This window comes from Streptomyces finlayi, assembly GCF_014216315.1.
Lineage (GTDB): Bacteria > Actinomycetota > Actinomycetes > Streptomycetales > Streptomycetaceae > Streptomyces > Streptomyces finlayi_A.
This window is the reverse complement of sequence record NZ_CP045702.1, coordinates 367,196-384,077: the sequence shown is the minus strand read 5'-3', so window position 1 is coordinate 384,077 and position 16,882 is coordinate 367,196. Positions and strand designations below refer to the sequence as shown.

Here is a 16,882-nt window from a genome sequence, read left to right as displayed (position 1 = left end):
GCGTGAATCGCCCCTGTCGGTCAGTCCCCGAACATGCCGGCAAATGGGTCTGGTTCGCCGGTCCATGGATCCAGGCCGGCCTTCAATAGCCGTTGTTCCTCACGTTGGTTCAGGAAGGCCGCTTGGTCTACGCCCCAAAGAGACACGTCACTCAAGGGGCAGTGGGCGAAGTCTGCTCGCATCACGCGTACGAGGAACTCCACCATCCCGCAGTCGTAGCGACTCCACAGATCGTCGCCCCTGCTGCGAACCAGGACCGGCCACAGCTCCGGATTGTCATCTGAGGCATCCCAGCACAGGAGGTCCGAACTGGAGTCAACCCCCCATGCAATCAACGCAGGCGTTGTGTCGAGCAGTTCAACCGACTTCGGTTCTCTGGCCCAGGCGCTCTCGGCGTTGGCTGTCTCCATGAGCATCGCATCAGGGCCAGGTTCAGCCCCTCTCGGCTCGGGCTTGAGGACTTCCAAGAAGTTCTCGATCGCTCCCGCTCCGTATACTGCGATGAAGTGCCGAAAATCCGATGGGAACTCTTTTCTCCATGACTCGCTCATCCGTGTCCAGTCGACCGACGTGTCGCTTTCGGCCGTGGGCGGCATCAGCTGCCGAAGTGCCTCTAGTGCTGCCACGTCAGTCACCACTTTCTTCGCGTGTTGGTATCACGGCGTGGACCCAGTGGGAACAGGTTCGCCGGTCGTGTGATGGTTGTACATCCCGAGGTTGTTTCCCTGCAGGGTGTTCGGGATGATCTCGTCGAGACGGATGCCAGGGGTGCCGTCTGGGTTCGTTCCGTATGCCGTGAGGGTGAAACTACTGGGGACCGTCCGGTTGCCAATGTAGTTCGCCTTCACCGAGTACATGACTTCCTGGCCGCCGGCATTAACGGCCTTCGCGACCTGATTCTCGTAGTTCTTCATATTGTTGCTTTTCTGGCTAGATCCGGTCTGCCAGTCGTTGGCGCCTCGGGCACAGGTGGCCAGGTTGTTCAGATCTGTACCCGAGCCACTCAGTTGGTTACCGAGCAGGTGGCACGCGTTGATGTTCGTGCGTGGAGATGCCCCGAGGTGTCCCGCCACACGCTGCGCCCACCTGTAGCCCGGAGGAGCCACGGTCTCGACGGCCGTCGCCGAGCCCTTGTGTGTGGACAGGTAGTCCTTGTCGAGGCAGGCGCTCACGCTGGTAGCGCGGTTCCCGTTGGCCGCGTCCTGGGCGCCGTGCTGAACCCATCCGCAGCTGGAATCGTCGTCGTCACCGTCACCGGTACCTCGCGGTTTGGGTGCGGGTTTGGGTGCGGGTTTGGGTGCCGGGCTCGACTCGGCGGCGTCCTCCACCTTGTCCTCGATCTTCTTCACCGTATCGGCGATGACCGTGTAGACCGCCGCGGCTATCACCGCTGCCACGACCACGACCGCGGCCACCACGATCACCGGTGCCAGGATGGCGAGGAAGGCGAGATGCCCGTCGAGTTCCACGTTGCTGGTGGGGTTGCCACCCGTGAAGGCGTAACGATTGCCGGTGAAGGGATCGCTGCCGAGCCCCATGTCGGCGAGAGCGCCGTTGTACATGTCCCGGGTGGTGAAGCGGTTGAGCCCCGGGCTGTAGTCGCGGAAGCCCATGTCGTAAGTGCCGGACTGGGCGTCCCACCGCTTGGCGTTGTAGCGGTACGAGTTGTACTGGTCCTTCGTCGGGTTCGCGGCGTCCGGCTTGTCGATACCGGTGAACTCGGACGAGTCGTCGCTGCCGTACGCCGTGTAGCCGTATGTAGCCTTGGTGTTACCGCTGTTGTCGGTCAGCGTTTCGACGTCGGTGCGGCTGTTGTAGCCGTAGTAGGCGTCCTCGGCGGTGCCGTCCGTGTTGTGCTTGACCTGGGACAGCCGTTCGCCCCAGGGGCTGTACTGGTAGGACTTGGTGAGCTGTCCGGAGATCTCCTCGGTGAGGACCTCGCCCGACAGGCCGAGATAGTTGTAGTTGGTGGTTTTTCCGTCCACGGTCTTGGACGTCGTGCGGTCGATGGGGTCGAAGGCGTAGGTGGTGGATTTCATCCCACCCGAGCCGTCGCGCTGCTGGGACTCGACGACGTGGTCGAATCCGTCGTAGACGTTCCGCGAGGCGATCTGGCCACCGGCGGTGACGGACTCCTGGCGGCCGAACGGGTCGTAGTTGAAGGTGGACGTGGCCCCCGACGTCGTCGACGTCAGCAGTCGGTTGCGGTCGTAGGCGAACGTCGAGGACGTGCCCTTGACCGTCTGACTGATGACGTTCGCGTTGTCGTCGTGGACGTAGGTGTCGGTACCCGCCCCGTTGCCCGTCTTGACCGACTTGGAGAGCCGGTCGGCGGGGTCGTAGGCGTAGGTGGTGGTGGAGTCGAGGTACGACGAGTGGTTGTCGGCGTTCATCTTCCGGGTGACGTCCTGCGCCTTGCTGCCATTGGCGTCATAGGCGAAGACATGGGACGAGACGAGTGTGCCGTTGGGCTTCTTCTCGTCCTGGGCCTTGAGCGCACCGTCCAGGTAGTAGGTGTAGTCGACCGTGTTGGAGTTGGCCTTCGTCTCCCGCAAGGGCTGTCCGCGGTCGCTGTAGTTGTACGAGGTGACCTTGGGCGAGGTATCGGTCGCGGTCTTGCCGACCGACACCGTCTTCACCAGATCCCGGAGGTCGTAGGTGTACTTGGAAAACTGGTCGGGGTGCACGACCGTCTCGGGCTGGCTGTTGGCGTCGTATGCGTAGGAGGTGGTCTTCTTCTCCTGGCCCGCGAGCGCCTCGGTGATCTTCTGGACCTGGTTCAGGCCCGTGTAGGCCACGGTGTAGGCGTCGATCCTGGCACCGGAGGAGGTGTCGTCGATCGATGTGAGGTTGCCGTTGAGGTCGTAGCCGTAACCGAAGGTGTGCTTCTCCGTGTCAGCTTCGCCGGAGGTGTCACGCACCAGCTTGACCGCGTTGCCCTGAGAGAAGGTGAACGAGCCCAGCGGCACCCACGTGCCGGCTGCGGTGTTCTGGTTGACGGTCTTGTCCGTGGTGCCTGCGGAGTGCGTGACGGTGTACTTGGCCGTCGTCGCGGCCCCTGCCGCCTGCGGGAACTTGACGTAGGCGGTGTAGCTTCCCGTCTTCGGGATGTTCAGCTTCCAGGTGAACGCGTCCGTTCCCGTGGCCGCGGCATGCACCTGGTGGTCGTAACCCTGCTGACCGCTGGTGCTCTGCTTGGTCCAGGTGCCTACGGAGCTGGTGTTCTGGTTGTCAGAGTTGTCGACGAGAACGACCGCGCTGCCCACCGGCACGCCGTCGTCGGTCTTTGACTTCAGCTTGCCGTTGGGGTAGTAGCTCCACCCCATTGTGCGCGACGACGAGCCGCCGGCCGAGGTGATGGTCCGGGAGGTCTGCGCACCGATGTCGTTGTAGTCGTAGGTGGTGACGATGTCCCACGGATCGGTCGTGGACTTCGTCCACCCGTTGTCGAAGTAGGTGTACGTGGCATTGTTACGGACCGTCTGGCCCTCGGACGGCGGCGTCGAGGTCGTGGAGACCCTGCCGACCTTGTCGTAGAAGGTCTGGGTGTAGACGTTCGGGCTGTTGTACCGAGGGTCCGCCGGGTCGTACGGCTGGAACTGCTTGACTGGCCGGTTGAGTTTGTCGTACTCGGTGCGGGCGGTGAAGTCGTCCGCGGCGGCCGTCTCGACACCGCGTGGGGTGATCACCTTGGTGGCGTTGCCGACCTGGTCGTACTCGTACTTCGTCGTCCGGTAGGTGACATTGGGGCTCGTGCCCGTGTGCGGGGTCTGGACCTGGGTCTTCGCGCCGCGCTCGTCGTAGGTGACCAGCGTCTCGTTGTTGTCGACGTCCTTCGTGGCGACGACGAGCGAGTCCTTGTCGTACGTACTGGACGTGCTCTTGCCCAGCGCGTCGGTGACCGTGGTGACCCGGCGGTTCAGGTCGTAGGCGGTCTTGCTCGTGTAGTCGGTGGTGTCGGCGGTCGCGTTCTTCTTCGGGTCGATGACCGTGACCGGGTTGCCGACGTTGTCGTACTCGTACGAGACCTTGTCACCCACCGCGTTGACCACCGAGGTGAGCTGGTAGATCTCGTCGTAGTTGTGGGTCGTGATGTAGTCGTTCGGATCTGCCGCGGTGGTGGTGCCCTTGGGCTCGGTGGTCGTCCGAAGGTGACCGGTCCTGTCGTAGGTGTAGGTGGTTGTCCGCTCGGGAGCGGTCGCCGAGTCCCTCGGAGCGGTCCCGGCGATGACCTGGTCAGCCGCGTTGTACACCGCTGTGGAGACCGCGCCGTGCGGAGCCGTGACGGTGGTGACGTTGTCGTTGGCGTCGAAGACGGGGGCCGGAGTGGTGATGAGGACGCCTGCGGCCTGGTCCTTGGGCGCTGTGCTGGCCATCGGGCGCCCGTAGACGTCGTAGGTCTGCGTGGTCTTCTTGCCCAGCGGGTCGGTGGCCTGGGTGACCTGGCCGCGTTCGTCGTAGACGAACGCGGTCGCGTTGTTCAACGCGTCAGTGGTCTTCTCCGGGTATCCCGTGGGCCCGAAGAGGCTGTTGGTCGACGCGTTGCCGTTGGCGTCCGTCGTCCGGGTGGGCTGACCGTAGGTGTCGTACTCATGCTTGGTGGTGTAGTCGTCTAGCACCGCGGCAGTCGCGAGACCCTTGGGGTCGGTGACCGTGGTCAGGTTGCCGAAGGTGTCATAGCCGAACTGCCAGGTGCGGCCTTCCGGAGACGTCTTCCGGTACAGGTTCGCGGAGAAGCCGTCGAGGCCGGGCTGGTACTCGTACTTCTGCGCGTTGGCCGGGTAGACACCGGGCGCGCAGTCGCTCGGCGCCGGTATGCCGGCCTTGTTGGCCTCGGCGTCACGTTGCCAGAGCGGATAGCCCGTCTTCTGGTCGTAGCAGAACGCCGTCTTGGCGCCGTTGTTCTCCTCCAGGTACGTGACGTTGTTGTCCGCGTCCCAACTCAATTTGACAGTCTGCGCCTTGGAGTTGGTCGTCAGCACAGGTCGACCGAAGTCGTCCGTCACGTAGTCCGTCGCGTGGTTCTCGGCGTCGGTGACCCTTGCGTTCGTAAACTTGGCGTTGGTGGGGTTGGGGGAGTAGGCGAATGTCGTCGTGTTCTGCAGACGGTCGGTGATCGCCTTGGTCCACCAGTGGTACTTCGGATCGTCACCTGCCTGCGGCGCGTGGTACGCCAAGCCCGTGTTCTTGCCGCGCGGGTCGGTGACCTTGACCAGCTTGACGTTCTTGTTGCCCTGGGTGGCGTCGTACTCGAATCCGAACACCTTCGGCTGGGTCGAGCCCGCGCCGTCGGTGAGTTTGGTGAGCAGGCCCTTGTCGGAGTATTCGAAGGTGACCTTGCGGCCGGAGATGTCGGTCATCGACTTGATGTGGTCGTCGACCTTCGGGCCGGCCTCGCCCTTGGTGTAGTACTCGACGGTGAGGCTCTGGCGGCCCGCCGGGTCGGTGATGTACTTGAGGAACTTGGTGGGCTTGTTGTTGGACTTGCGTTCCTCGTACGTGTACGTCTGGGTGTTGCCGTTCTTGTCGACGATGGACGTCATGTAGCCGTCGCAGCCGAAGAGGAAACGGGTGCCGTCGGGACGGGTCATCGTCCAGGCGTCGGGGATCGGGTCCTTCAGTGGGGTGCAGTCCAGCCCTGGCTTGGCCTCCAGCCTGTAGTGGACGCCTGCCGGAGCCTTCCAGCTCCCGTCCGCCTGCTTGGCGAAGACGTGGGTGGTGCCGTCACCGTCGGGGAGCCTGATCTCGGTTGGGTGGGGCTTGGGATGCAGCTCAAGAGGCGCGCCGAGCCGGATGGGCCCCGCGGCCTGGCCCGACCAGCCCGCACCGAGGACGGTGTCGGAGGTGTCGAGGGAGTTGTAGGAGAAGCGAGCGAACGTGGTGAGCCCTCGGCCTGGGTTGGAGAACGCGTTGTAGGACCAGACACTGTTGCCGGAGGCCGTGTTGTTCATGACCGTGGATCCGGCGCCGGTGTTCTTGCCCGTGTAGGAGGAGAACTTCTCCAGGCCGAGCTGGTTGGAGGTGGGGTCCTCCACGGCGACGTTCTGCTTGAGGCCCGGGATGCCGGAGGTGCCGGAGACCCAGGTGCTGTTGGTCTTGTTGTAGACGTCCCAGGTCAGCGCGTAGTCGGTGCGCTTGTTGCCCGAGTCGGAGTTGATCGGGGTCTTGACCTGGGCCTGGAGGCTGACCGAATCACCGGGTGCCACGTCACGGGGCAGGGCGGTCTGGATCTGGTTGCCGCCGGTGGTGACGTCGGTGCCGTCGGGCAGGGCCCACTTGTAGGTGAGGACTTGGTCGGTGGCCTTCCACGTGGTCGTGGTGGTGTTGGTGAGGTTGAAGTCGACCGTGTACGTGGTGTTCGGCGTCATCCGGGCCGGGGTCTGCGGCGCGAAGTACGTCGAGGCCGTGGTCGAGTCGATATACGTGACCACGATCTTCGGGCGGAGCTTGGGCTCGTTGCCTTCGGAGGACAGGAACAGGGTGCGTTCCTGCTTGACGGCCTCGTTGGCCATCTTGATGGCGACGCCCTTCTGGGACGTCGGGGTACTCACCCAGGACTGGGCGAGTGAGGTGACGTTCCAGTCGTGGCGGGCCGGGTCGTTGGTCTTCGATCCGTTGTCGGACACGACCGCGCCGACGTCACCGCCCGGGGCGGTCCAGGTGGTGGTCGCGTTCGCCTTGGCCCAGGTCGCCGTCTCGTCGAAGTCCCGGGTCAGGGGACGCAGTTCGTAGACCGCTCCGGTGGTGTCCTGGCTGGTCTGGGTGCCCCACAGCCGTACCGTCGCGTCCAGCACCCTGGCCGTTGCGGGAATGCCCAGCTGGGGGAATTTCAGCAGGGCGCGGGTGTTGCCGTAGGTGACGGAGTTGTTGCCTGCCGATATCCAGTTCTGGGGGACACCTTCGGTGAGGGTGTCGTGGGGGAGGGCCGGTTCGGCGGAGGAGAGGGTGGTGTCGGCGGACGCCTCCAGGACCTTCGTGGTGCGGCCTGCCTTGGGGAGGCGTACCAGTTGGGTCTGGGCGCCCAGGACCTGGCGGTCCTTCGTCTTCACCGCGACCATGTAGTAGTACGCGCGGCCGAACGGGTCCGCGTCATCCGCCTTCGTCGGCACCGCGGTGGTGTCGGTGAACGAGGTGGTGCCCGGTGCGATCGGGGACACCATCGTCGCGGCCGACGGGGTGAACGTCTGGTTGATCGAGCGGTGGACCTGGTACTCGACCAGGTCATCGTCCGTGCTGACAGCCGACGGGTCGGTGTACGTGGACCAGTTCAGGACCGCGCCGGTGTCGTGGATCGTGGTCGGGGCGGCGAGGTCGACACCCTGACGGCCGTAGGTCAGCACCAGCTTCGGATAGTTCGCGGACTCGCCCGCGTACCCGAACTCGCTTCCCTCATAACGCGGTCCGCCCTTCGGGCCGTTCGCGCTCTCGTCACCGGCCTTGATGACGAAACCGTTGTTGGTGTTCGTCCCGTCGATCCATGACTGAACGGTCTTGGTCACGGGGAAGGTGTGCCAGGTGTTGAGCTCACCCGGCTTCTTCGTGGCCACACCGCCCTTCGTGAAGCGGACCGCATCGGCGAGGACGGTGGTGGTGGTGGAGGCCGGGCCGTCACCCAGGACGACCTTGCCCAGGGTGCCCGCCTTGAACGGGTGGGTCCCCAGCGTCTTCCACACCCCACCGCTGCCGGCCTGCTGATTGACCGAGTACGCCTTGGTCCCACCGCTGTACGTGACGGTGTAGGGGGCGTTGGTGGCACGGTCGACAGCCGGGACGTAATGCGCCTCGACCTGGTAGTCACCGTCCTCCGGCAGACTCGGCTGCCAGCTGTAGGAGTCCCCCGCGACACTGTCCTTGTTGTACAGGTAGTCCGTGTTCACCGCGTACTGCGTGTACGCCGTGTTACCCGACGCGGGCCAGGCACCCACCGCGGCCGTCCGCCCGGTGTCACCGTCATCGACAACGACGGAAGTACCCGACAGCTCACCGGTGAAGGTGTTGGCGCTGTTCCACGTCGCACCGGCCTCGGTCCACGGCTGCGTGGCCCGGTGCGCCTCCAGCTGCACCTCGGTGTCACCCGCGGTGTGCGTCTGGTCGTAGTACAGCTTCAGATCAGCCGAATCCAGCTTCGTACCAGCCGGAACCGTGCCCAGAGGGAATCGCAGCAGGGCTCGTGAGGAACCCGTGGTGGTGTTACCGACCGACAGACGCCAGTTGTCGTTGTAGTTCGACGCCGGACCGTCCGACGAGATCATCACGTCCTGGGCGGTCGTCGGCGTCGGCGCGATCGTGATCGTCGGGTCCACTGTGACCGGGTACTGCCGCTCCTTCGCGGCCAGCCACTTCGCATCCGGCGTGACCGTCAGCTTCCAGCCCTTACCCGCCTTGGTCAGCCTCTGCTCGACAGCGGAACTGTAGCCCGTCCCGTACGCGCCGGCGGCATTCTTGTTCGCGTCCGTCATGAACGCCGCAGGAATCACCAGCACCGGGTTCGGCGCATCACCATAGAAGCTGACCGAGCCGTCCTTGGCGGCCTTCGGGGTCAGACCACCCGCATCCACGGTGAACGTGAAGGACACCGGACCGGCCGGGCGCTCGGCAAGGACGATGTTCTCCTTCACCTGCCCCGGACCCACCACATACGACAGATCCGCGCCCGCCACGGCGTTCTTGTACGTCACGGTGTTGCCCTCGGCCACCGGCGCAAGCTTGCCCGCATCCTCCAGGCCCAGCGTCACCGTATGGCCGTCGGCCTCGAACCGCAGCAACCGTTCCGCGTCCGTGCCGAACCAACTACGCGCCGCGTTCGTCGTGTTCGCCAGCGCGAAACCCTTGGCATCGGTCGGCCTGACCGTCGGGTCGATGTCCTTGAACGACTTGCCCGCCCGGTACCCGGTCGGCGTCACCGACACCTCGGCCTGCACCCGGCCGTCCGACAACTGCCAGAACCGCTCGTTCGCCGTACGCCGACCCGTCAGCTCAGCGATACGCTTCGCCTTCGGCGCTGCCTTTCCGGCCGGCAGTTTCTCCCGACTCGGCAAAGTGGGGTTTCCGCCGGTATACGGTTTCTTTGGCTTATTCTCGTCGTCCTCGTCCTCGTCGTCGGAGAACCAGGCCGTGAAGGCATCAACGATTCCCTCGCCGTCATCACCCGAAACCTCAGCCGCATAAGCGACCTGCGGCAGGAGAGTGGAAGCGACCGCCGAAACCACGAGGCAGGCCGCAGCCCGCCCGAATCTCACTTTCAACGCCATTCCCTTCATCGGCACGCCGACGAGGGCTCCCCTGCCGGTCGCACTGAATACCGACCCCGACCGCCCCAACTCCGGGCATGGCAACCGGACCACCCCCCCATCGCATGGGAAAGGCAGCCTCGCCGCTCACGTATCGATCAAAGTCGGACGCTGTCTAACAGTTTTTTCGAACCCCAGTCAAGGGAGTTCACAATTCAGGCATTCGGTTCTCCCAGGCGACTCGGGTGCCCCAATTCGCCCCGCTTTATTTCTGCCCTGGCGCACGCGGATTCCGATGCTGTATAACCCATGTGAAATCTCTCCGGCAGAAAGCGCGGATATGCCCACAATGCAGGGACCAGTCGACCAAAAAAAGGTAAGCATTCACGAGGTTGACCTGATGGTTGCGAGTTGACGATGTGGCAGGTCGCGGTGGTCTCTGGCACGCTGCGGGATCATGCCTGCCGTTGCCGAGCCCGCTGCGTCGCGTGAGGATCTCCTCACGCTGATCGCTGTGCTGCGCGAGCAGAACGTGGTGCTGGCTGAACGCTGTGCGGGGCTCGAAGAGCGGAACGAGTGGCTGACCGCGCGGGTGGCAGAGCTGGAGCGGCGGCTGGACCGCAACTCGAAGAACTCCAACTTTCCGCCCTCGCAGGACGTGTTCGGCCTGCCCAAGGACGAGACGGTGGCGAAGCCGAAGCCGGCGGGCAAGCGGGGCAAGCGCAAGGGTGCTCCGGGTGCCGGACTGGCGATGGTCGAGAACCCGGACTGGGTCGAGGACCACCGGCCGGGTGCGTGCTCGGACTGCGGCGAGGCATTGGGTGATGCGCTGTCGGTGGGCTTCGCCCGCCGCCAGGTCAGCGATGTCCCGCTGGTGACGGTGCGGGTCACCGAGCACCGGCTGCACAAGGTTCGGTGCGACTGCGGTCGTGTGACCGCGGCCGACGCGCCCGACCTGCTGGCAGGGTCGCCGACCTCCTACGGGCCGAACCTGCGGGCGCTCGCGGTCTACCTCCTGGTCTTCCAGCACGTTCCCGTCGAGCGCGCCGCCCAGCTGATCGCCGACCTGACCGGCGCCCGGGTCTCCACCGGCTGGACCGCCTCCGTCCTGGACCGGGCCGCCGAGCTGGTCGAACCCTCACTCGACCTGATCCGGGCCCTGCTGGTCCTGGGGCACGTGCTGCACGCGGACGAGACCACCACCCGCATCGGGTCCAAGCGCCGCTGGCTGCACGTGGCGTGCACCGAGCACCTGACCCTGCTCGGGCTGGCTCCGCGTTCGCGCGAGGGCGCGAACTCCCTGCGGGTGCTGCCCGGATTCCGCGGCTACCCTGGTCCACGACTCGCTCTCGCTCTACGCCGGATACCCGGACTCCGCCCACCAACTGTGCGGGGCACACCTGGTCCGCGAGTTGACCGCCGCCGAGCAGGACCACCCGAAACAGAAGTGGCAGCAGCAGATCCGCTGGGCCCTGGCCGGTCTGAACCGACAGGCCCGGCGGGTGCGCTCCGGCGAAACAGCCGAGATCACCCCCGAGGCCCTGCTGTTCTACCAACGCCACTACCACCAGGGCCTCGCGGCGGGCCTGGCCCTGCACCCCAGAGCCGCCGGCCGCAAACAGTCCCCGGCCCGCAACCTCCTGGAACGTCTCCGCGACCAGGCCGGCGACGTCCTGCGCTTCGCCGACCACCCGAAACAGGTCCCTTTCACCAACAACACCGGCGAGCGGGCACTTCGACCGGTCAAGACCCAGGTCAAGATCTCCGGCTGCCACCAGTCCGACACCGGTGCCGCGGCCTGGCTCGCCGTGCGCTCCTACCTCGACTCCGCCCGCAAGCACGGCATGAGCGGCTTCGAGGCTATCCACCGCGCCTTCACCGGCAACCTCTGGATGCCACCCATCGCCCTACCCAGCTGACCAGCGAACACTACGCAGTGAACCGCCCCGGATTTGATGGAGACATTGAAGACCCGGAAGGATGCCGATCATGGCTGCTCCCCGTAAGTACTCCAACGAACTGCGTGAGCGCGCGACGCGTATGGCGGTCGAGGCTCGTAAGGACCCCGCCGCGCGGACCGGTGCGGTCAAGCGGATCGCCGACCAGCTCGATGTGCACCCCGAGGCCCTGCGGACCTGGGTCAAGCGGGCGGAGACCGACGAGGCCGGCGTGCCTGGCACGACCAGCACGGACATCGCCCGGGTCGCGGAGCTGGAGCGCGAGGTGAAGGAACTTCGGCGGGCCAACGCGATCCTGAAGTCCGCGGCGTCTTTCTTCGCGGCGGAGCTGGACCGTCCACTGCGCTGAAGGTCGCCTACATCGACCAGCACAAAGAGGAGTTCGGCGTCCAGCCGATCTGCGCGGCCCTCGCGGGCACCGACGCCGAAATCGCGCTGAGCACCTACTACGCCGCCCACGCACGCCCCGAGTCGGCTGGCAGCGCCCGGGACCGTGAACTGCATCAACCGGTTGAACTCGTCCAATACCGGGCCCTCCGCTACACCGAACGCCTCGACCAGGCCGAAGCTGTGGCCTCGGTCGGCTCGAAAGGCGACTCGTACGACAACGCTCTCGCCGAGGCTTTCAACAGTTTGTTCAAGGCCGAGCTGATCCGCAACAAGGGCCCCTGGACCGGTATCAACGACGTCGAGATTGCCGTCGCCGAGTACATCGACTGGTTCAACCAGCGACGCCTCCACGGCGAGCTCGGCCATGTCCCGCCGACCGAATTCGAGGCCCTCCACTCAACACCCGCAACCCCACAACCCGCCCTCAAAACCAGCTAACCGACCGTCTACGAAACCCGGGGCTTGACACTGGGTACTGACCTGCGCATGGTCGAGACAGTCCTCGGCCGCCTCACCCGCGGCCGGGCCACCCTGGCCGGTGCCGGCAGCGGCGCCTGGTTCGGTCTGCTGATCGGGCTGCTGTTGTCGCTGTTCGCCGCAGGCAACCACCACGTCCTGGTGCTTATGCCGAGCGGGCTGGTCTATGGCGCCGTGTTCGGCGCGGTCTTCGGCTTCGCCGGCCACTCGCTCAGCGGTGGCCACCGCGACTTCGCCTCCCGCAGCCAGATCGTGGCCGCCCGCTACGACGTGGTCGCCGACGCCGAAGTCGCCGAGGATGCCAAGAACCTGCTGATCAAACTCGCCTGGCGCGAAGACGGGGTGCATTGAGAAGCGCACAGGCGATTAACGTCGAAAATGATCTTGGGATCCGGTCGAGGCGCATCCAAGAAGGGCCGGCTTCGACGCCCCCGTAGTGACCGCAAACCTGTACGGGTCAGTGATCGGCCTGAGGCGAGGGCCGGGCGGGGGTGGTGGGCATGGGAGGTCCTTGCGGGTCAGTCACCCTCGGCCGACGGGATGCGGGTGCGGCAGGCCAGCGCGGCGGCGTTGTCGGTGGCCAAGGACCGGGCGAACCTGACCAGGTCGGCCACGCGCGGGTCGACGGGAGAGAGAGGATGACGTGACGGCGGCCTGATGCCGGATGCGGTAGCTCACCGGAGTCGAGGCTTTCCCGCCTCCTCATTGGCGGTCCTCACCCTGGTGGCGTAGGGCGCCGCCACCGCATCACCGGCAGGCAGTGGGGCGTGAGGAAGATCACGGTCGGTCGTGGCGTGACATTGTTGTGAACCCGTACGGGAGGGTGACGGGGCGGATGACCTGCCATCTCATCCCTTCAGTAATGGGATCCGGAGCATTCCGCCCGCCATTGTGTGGAGCCTGTGTGCGGGGTGTTAACAGTGTGTTCCGTGGGAAGTTGCGCCGGACCGCCGAGCGGCGGTTAGCATCACGGCATGGTTACGGCCTGGTCTCCCTCCGGCTTGCTGCGGTCCCGCATTTCTGCGGGGCCGCTGGGTTTGCTGTGGCTGGCCGCGCTGTTGCTCAGCATCGCGTTCACGCACGGCGTGAGCGCGGAGAGCGCCGCGGGTCATATGACGGCCGGTGTAACCGCGCCAGTGCAGGTGTCCGCCGGGATCCACGAGGGTCACGCGAGCGGGGCCGGAGACAGCGATGACGTCGCGTACGAGGCGCATGAGGTCGCGGCCGTCGACGACCATGAGGATGGTGACGGCTCCTCACATCCGGCTCAGGAATGCGTGTCCGGTCAGCCGCAGCAAGGCTTGGATCTGGCCGCTCCTTGTCTGGCCCCACTGGATTGGGCGCCGCCCACGCACGCCCTTGCGGTGGGGAAGCCCGGCCCATCCCGGCCCGAGTCGGCCGTTCCCCCATTGATGGGTTCGAGAGACTCAGTAGTTCAGCAGGTCTAGATTCCGGCGTCCTCCACTGGCCGCCGCCTCCCACGAATCGACAGCCCCGCCCCTGGCGGGCGGGTCGGCCACGTGCGGCCAGTTCCCGGCACCCCAGACGCCCATCGGCCGCGCTTCCGTGCGCTGAGCGGGATCACCGGTGCCTGCCCGGAACCCTGCTGATCTTTGTCTGCCGCTCCTCTCTCCGACCGTGAGAAGCGGCAGCCACCCGGAGGAACCATGCCGTTCCACCCCCTTCTTCACTCTCACATCAGCCGCCCCGCTGCCAGTGCTTCGCGGCTGCTCCGGCTGCTGGCCTTCATCCTGGGCGGGCTGCTCCTGTGGGCATGCGCCTGCTCTGCCACGCATGACAGCGACAGTCATACGCACGGCCGGATGCCGGTGTCGTCCGGCCACTTCCCGGTTGCAGCTGAAGCCGTCGAGCGGGAGATGCAGCACGGGCCGCATCCACATCCCGGCTCTGCTTGCGCGCCGTACGTGGTCCGCCATGTGCTGCCGCAAGCCAGGCAGCTGGTCACGGGCGCGGTGGCCTTGGCTGCCTTCGTCGGAGTGACGGCTGGAGTGACTGCCGCCGTGGCCGTTCAGCAACAGGCCGCACGGCCCGACGGTGGCAGATCCCGGATACGGCGTTCGGGCCGGGCCAGACTCTCCGTCGTCTGTCGGTGGCGGATCTAGACCGGGGCTTTCGCGGCCCCTCGACCGCGGCTGCCGCGTGCTGCCACCAGGCCCGAGGCGCATGCCTCGTCCTGGCGGGACTGCACGCGAGATGAGCACCCGTCACGCCACCACCGAATGAGAGCGGAAGATGCACCCGCACACCACCACTGACATCACACCCCCCACCCGCTCCGCCCTTTCCGGGCTCGTCGGCAACACCCCCGTCCTCCGGATTTCCGAGCCCCTTTCCCCGGCTGATCGCGGGTTCTGGGCGAAACTGGAGGGCTTCAACCCCGGCGGGATCAAGGACCGCCCCGGCCTGCACATGACCGAACGCGCCCGCGCCCGGGGTGACTTGAATCCTGGAGCCCGGATCATCGAGTCCACCAGCGGCACCCTGGGCCTGGGCCTGGCACTCGCCGGCATGGTCTACGGGCACCCGGTCACCCTGGTCACCGACCCCGGCCTCGAGCGGTCCATGACCCAGCTGCTGACCGCGTACGGAGCCCAGGTCAATGTCGTCTCCGAACCTCACCCCACCGGCGGCTGGCAACAGGCGCGGCGCGACCGGGTGACCCAGCTGATGGCGCAGCATCCCGGCTCATGGTGCCCGGACCAGTACAACAACCCCGACAACACCACCGCCTACACTCCGCTCGCGCTGGAGCTGGCATCCGAACTGGGCCCCATCGACGTCCTGGTGTGCAGCGTGGGCACAGGCGGGCACTCCGCCGGTGTATCCCGCGTTCTGCAGCACCTCTACCCGGAGATGAAGCTCGTCGGCGTCGACACCATCGGCTCGACCATTTTCGGGCAGCCCGCCCGTACCCGGCTGATGCGCGGCCTGGGTTCGAGCATCTACCCCCGCAACGTCGCCTACGACAACTTCAGCGAGGTCCACTGGGTCGCCCCGGCGGAGTCCGTGTGGACCTGCCGGCAGCTCGCCTCGTCCCACTACGCCACCGGTGGGTGGAGCGTGGGTGCGGTCGCCCTGGTGGCCGGATGGCTGGCCCGCACCCTGCCCGCGGGCACGAAGATCGCGGCGATCTTCCCCGACGGCCCCCAGCGTTACCTGGGCACGGTCTACGACGACGACTACTGCGCCGCCCACGGCTTGCTCGACTCCCCACCGCCCGTCGAACCCGAGGTGATCGGTCGCCTGGACGAGAAGGAGGTCACCCGCTGGACACGGTGCACCGACGTGGTGGACCCGCTCACCCTGGCCGACACGCCGGAGGAGACCGAGGTGATCGATCTGCTCGCTGAATCCGACGTGCCGGTGGAGACCGACGCTGTCGAGCAGCTCGCTCAGTCCGACGCGCCGCAGGAGGCGAACCGGTGAGGGGAACCATCGCGCAGGTGCGCTCCTACCCGCGCAGCGTCCAGCTGTTGATGGTGAACCAGTTCACGATCAACCTCGGCTTCTACATGCTGATGCCGTACCTGGCCGCGCACCTTTCCGGAACGCTCGGGTTGGCCGGATGGGTCGTCGGGCTCGTCCTCGGGGTACGAAACTTCAGCCAGCAGGGCATGTTTCTGGTCGGCGGCACCCTGGCCGATCGACTCGGCTACAAGCCGATGATCATCGCCGGGTTGGTGCTCCGCATTGTCGGCTTCGCCACCCTCGGGCTGGTCGACTCCGTCCCCGCCCTGCTGGCCGCCTCCGCCGCCACAGGGCTGGCGGGAGCCCTGTTCAATCCGGCCGTCAGGGCCTATCTGGCGGCGGACGCCGGGGAACGCCGGGTAGAGGCGTTCGCGCTGTTCAACGTCTTCTACCAGGCCGGAATCCTGCTCGGCCCGCTGGTGGGCATGGTGCTGACCGGCGTCGACTTCCGCGTCACCTGCCTGACCGCGGCCGGCATCTTCGCGCTGCTGAGCATCGTGCAGATCCGCGCCCTGCCCCCCCGGCGCTCCAACGACGCGCAGAACACCAAAGGAACCGACCAGCGAGAAAGCGTGCTGTCCCAGTGGCGCGGCATCTTGGCCAACCGGCCCTTCCTGCTGTTCTCGGTCGCCATGATCGGCTTCTACGTCATGCAGTTCCAGGTCTACCTCGCCCTGCCGCTGGAGGTTCGACGGCTCGGCGGAGACGGAGAGTTCAGCACGGCGGCGGTGGCGGGTCTGTTCGCCGTCTCCGGGCTGAGCACGATCCTCTTCCAGACCAAGGTGACCGCCTGGTGCAAGGCCCGGATGGAACCGGGACGGGCTCTTACGTGGGGGCTGCTCACCATGGGCGTAGGGTTCATGCCCCTGCTCGTGTCCACCGTGGTTCCCGTGCCCGACGGCGGATTGGGGCTGTGGCTGCTGGCGGCCGGGCCGCCGACGCTCTCCGCGTTGCTCCTAGCGGTGGGCACGATGATCGCCTACCCGTTCGAAATGGACACCATCGTCCGGCTCTCCGGTGACCGGCTCGTCGCAACGCACTACGGGCTCTACAACACCATCTGCGGTGTCGGCATCACGCTCGGAAACCTGCTCACCGGCGCGGCCCTGGACGCCGCCCGTGCGGCGGGCGTGTCCGCGCTCCCGTGGATCGCGCTGTCCGCACTGGGCCTGGCCTGTGCCGCCGCTCTGTACGGGCTGCATCGCACCGGCCGCCTGGCGCCGACGACCGTGCGCGAGGCCCAGCCCGAGCCCGTAACGGGCTGACCGACAGCTTCGCGCTGGAGGAGCGGACGAGTTCACCCTCGTCCGCTCCTCCAGCCGACCGTGCCGACTTCCA

The 16,882-nt window shown here is 66.3% G+C and carries 8 protein-coding genes and 1 pseudogene; 7 read left to right on the top strand and 2 right to left on the bottom strand.

Annotated elements, in window-relative coordinates:
- Positions 1-20 precede the first annotated feature (20 nt).
- Together F0344_RS01890 and F0344_RS01885 are read right to left on the bottom strand one after the other, a co-directional pair.
- Entirely contained in the window at positions 21-626 is a 606-nt protein-coding gene (locus F0344_RS01890; protein ID WP_185297096.1) for an SMI1/KNR4 family protein, read from the bottom strand.
- A 30-nt stretch (positions 627-656) separates the two neighbouring features.
- The gene (locus tag F0344_RS01885) at positions 657-9,251 is read right to left on the bottom strand and encodes a golvesin C-terminal-like domain-containing protein (RefSeq protein ID WP_308461005.1); all 8,595 of its coding nucleotides are present in this window, start codon (positions 9,249-9,251) and stop codon (positions 657-659) included.
- A gap of 436 nt (positions 9,252-9,687) precedes the next feature.
- On the opposite strand from F0344_RS01885, the pseudogene F0344_RS36700 reads away from it, so the two are divergent.
- The 7 genes and pseudogenes from F0344_RS36700 to F0344_RS01845 all read left to right on the top strand — a co-directional run.
- Positions 9,688-10,548, top strand: a pseudogene (locus F0344_RS36700) (IS66 family transposase); the annotation flags it as partial.
- Between the two features lie 13 nt (positions 10,549-10,561).
- Positions 10,562-11,149: an IS66 family transposase gene (locus F0344_RS01875; RefSeq protein ID WP_185302466.1), complete on the top strand. Its 588-nt coding sequence runs from the start codon at positions 10,562-10,564 to the stop codon at positions 11,147-11,149.
- 70 nt (positions 11,150-11,219) lie between these two features.
- Positions 11,220-11,537, top strand: coding sequence for a transposase (locus F0344_RS01870; protein WP_185297094.1), 318 nt, complete (start codon positions 11,220-11,222; stop codon positions 11,535-11,537).
- Positions 11,538-11,758: 221 nt separating this feature from the next.
- Complete coding sequence (locus F0344_RS01865; protein ID WP_185297093.1) at positions 11,759-12,016, top strand: integrase core domain-containing protein; 258 nt, start codon at positions 11,759-11,761, stop codon at positions 12,014-12,016.
- A 24-nt stretch (positions 12,017-12,040) separates the two neighbouring features.
- A complete protein-coding gene (locus tag F0344_RS01860) occupies positions 12,041-12,406 on the top strand; it encodes a general stress protein (protein ID WP_374940050.1) in 366 nt (121 codons plus the stop codon).
- A 1,902-nt stretch (positions 12,407-14,308) separates the two neighbouring features.
- Complete coding sequence (locus F0344_RS01850; protein ID WP_258049591.1) at positions 14,309-15,502, top strand: PLP-dependent cysteine synthase family protein; 1,194 nt, start codon at positions 14,309-14,311, stop codon at positions 15,500-15,502.
- Positions 15,499-16,809 (top strand): MDR family MFS transporter, encoded by a 1,311-nt coding sequence (locus F0344_RS01845; protein WP_185297092.1) that lies wholly within the window; start codon positions 15,499-15,501, stop codon positions 16,807-16,809. Before F0344_RS01850 ends, F0344_RS01845 begins: the two co-directional genes overlap by 4 nt.
- Positions 16,810-16,882: the final 73 nt, after the last annotated feature.

Excerpts from the sequence above, each read along its gene's own strand:
- F0344_RS01885 (WP_308461005.1), bottom strand. The coding sequence starts at position 9,251 with ATGGCGTTGAAAGTGAGATTCGGGCGGGCTGCGGCCTGCCTCGTGGTT.
- F0344_RS01870 (WP_185297094.1), top strand. The coding sequence starts at position 11,220 with ATGGCTGCTCCCCGTAAGTACTCCAACGAACTGCGTGAGCGCGCGACG.
- F0344_RS01850 (WP_258049591.1), top strand. The coding sequence starts at position 14,309 with ATGCACCCGCACACCACCACTGACATCACACCCCCCACCCGCTCCGCC.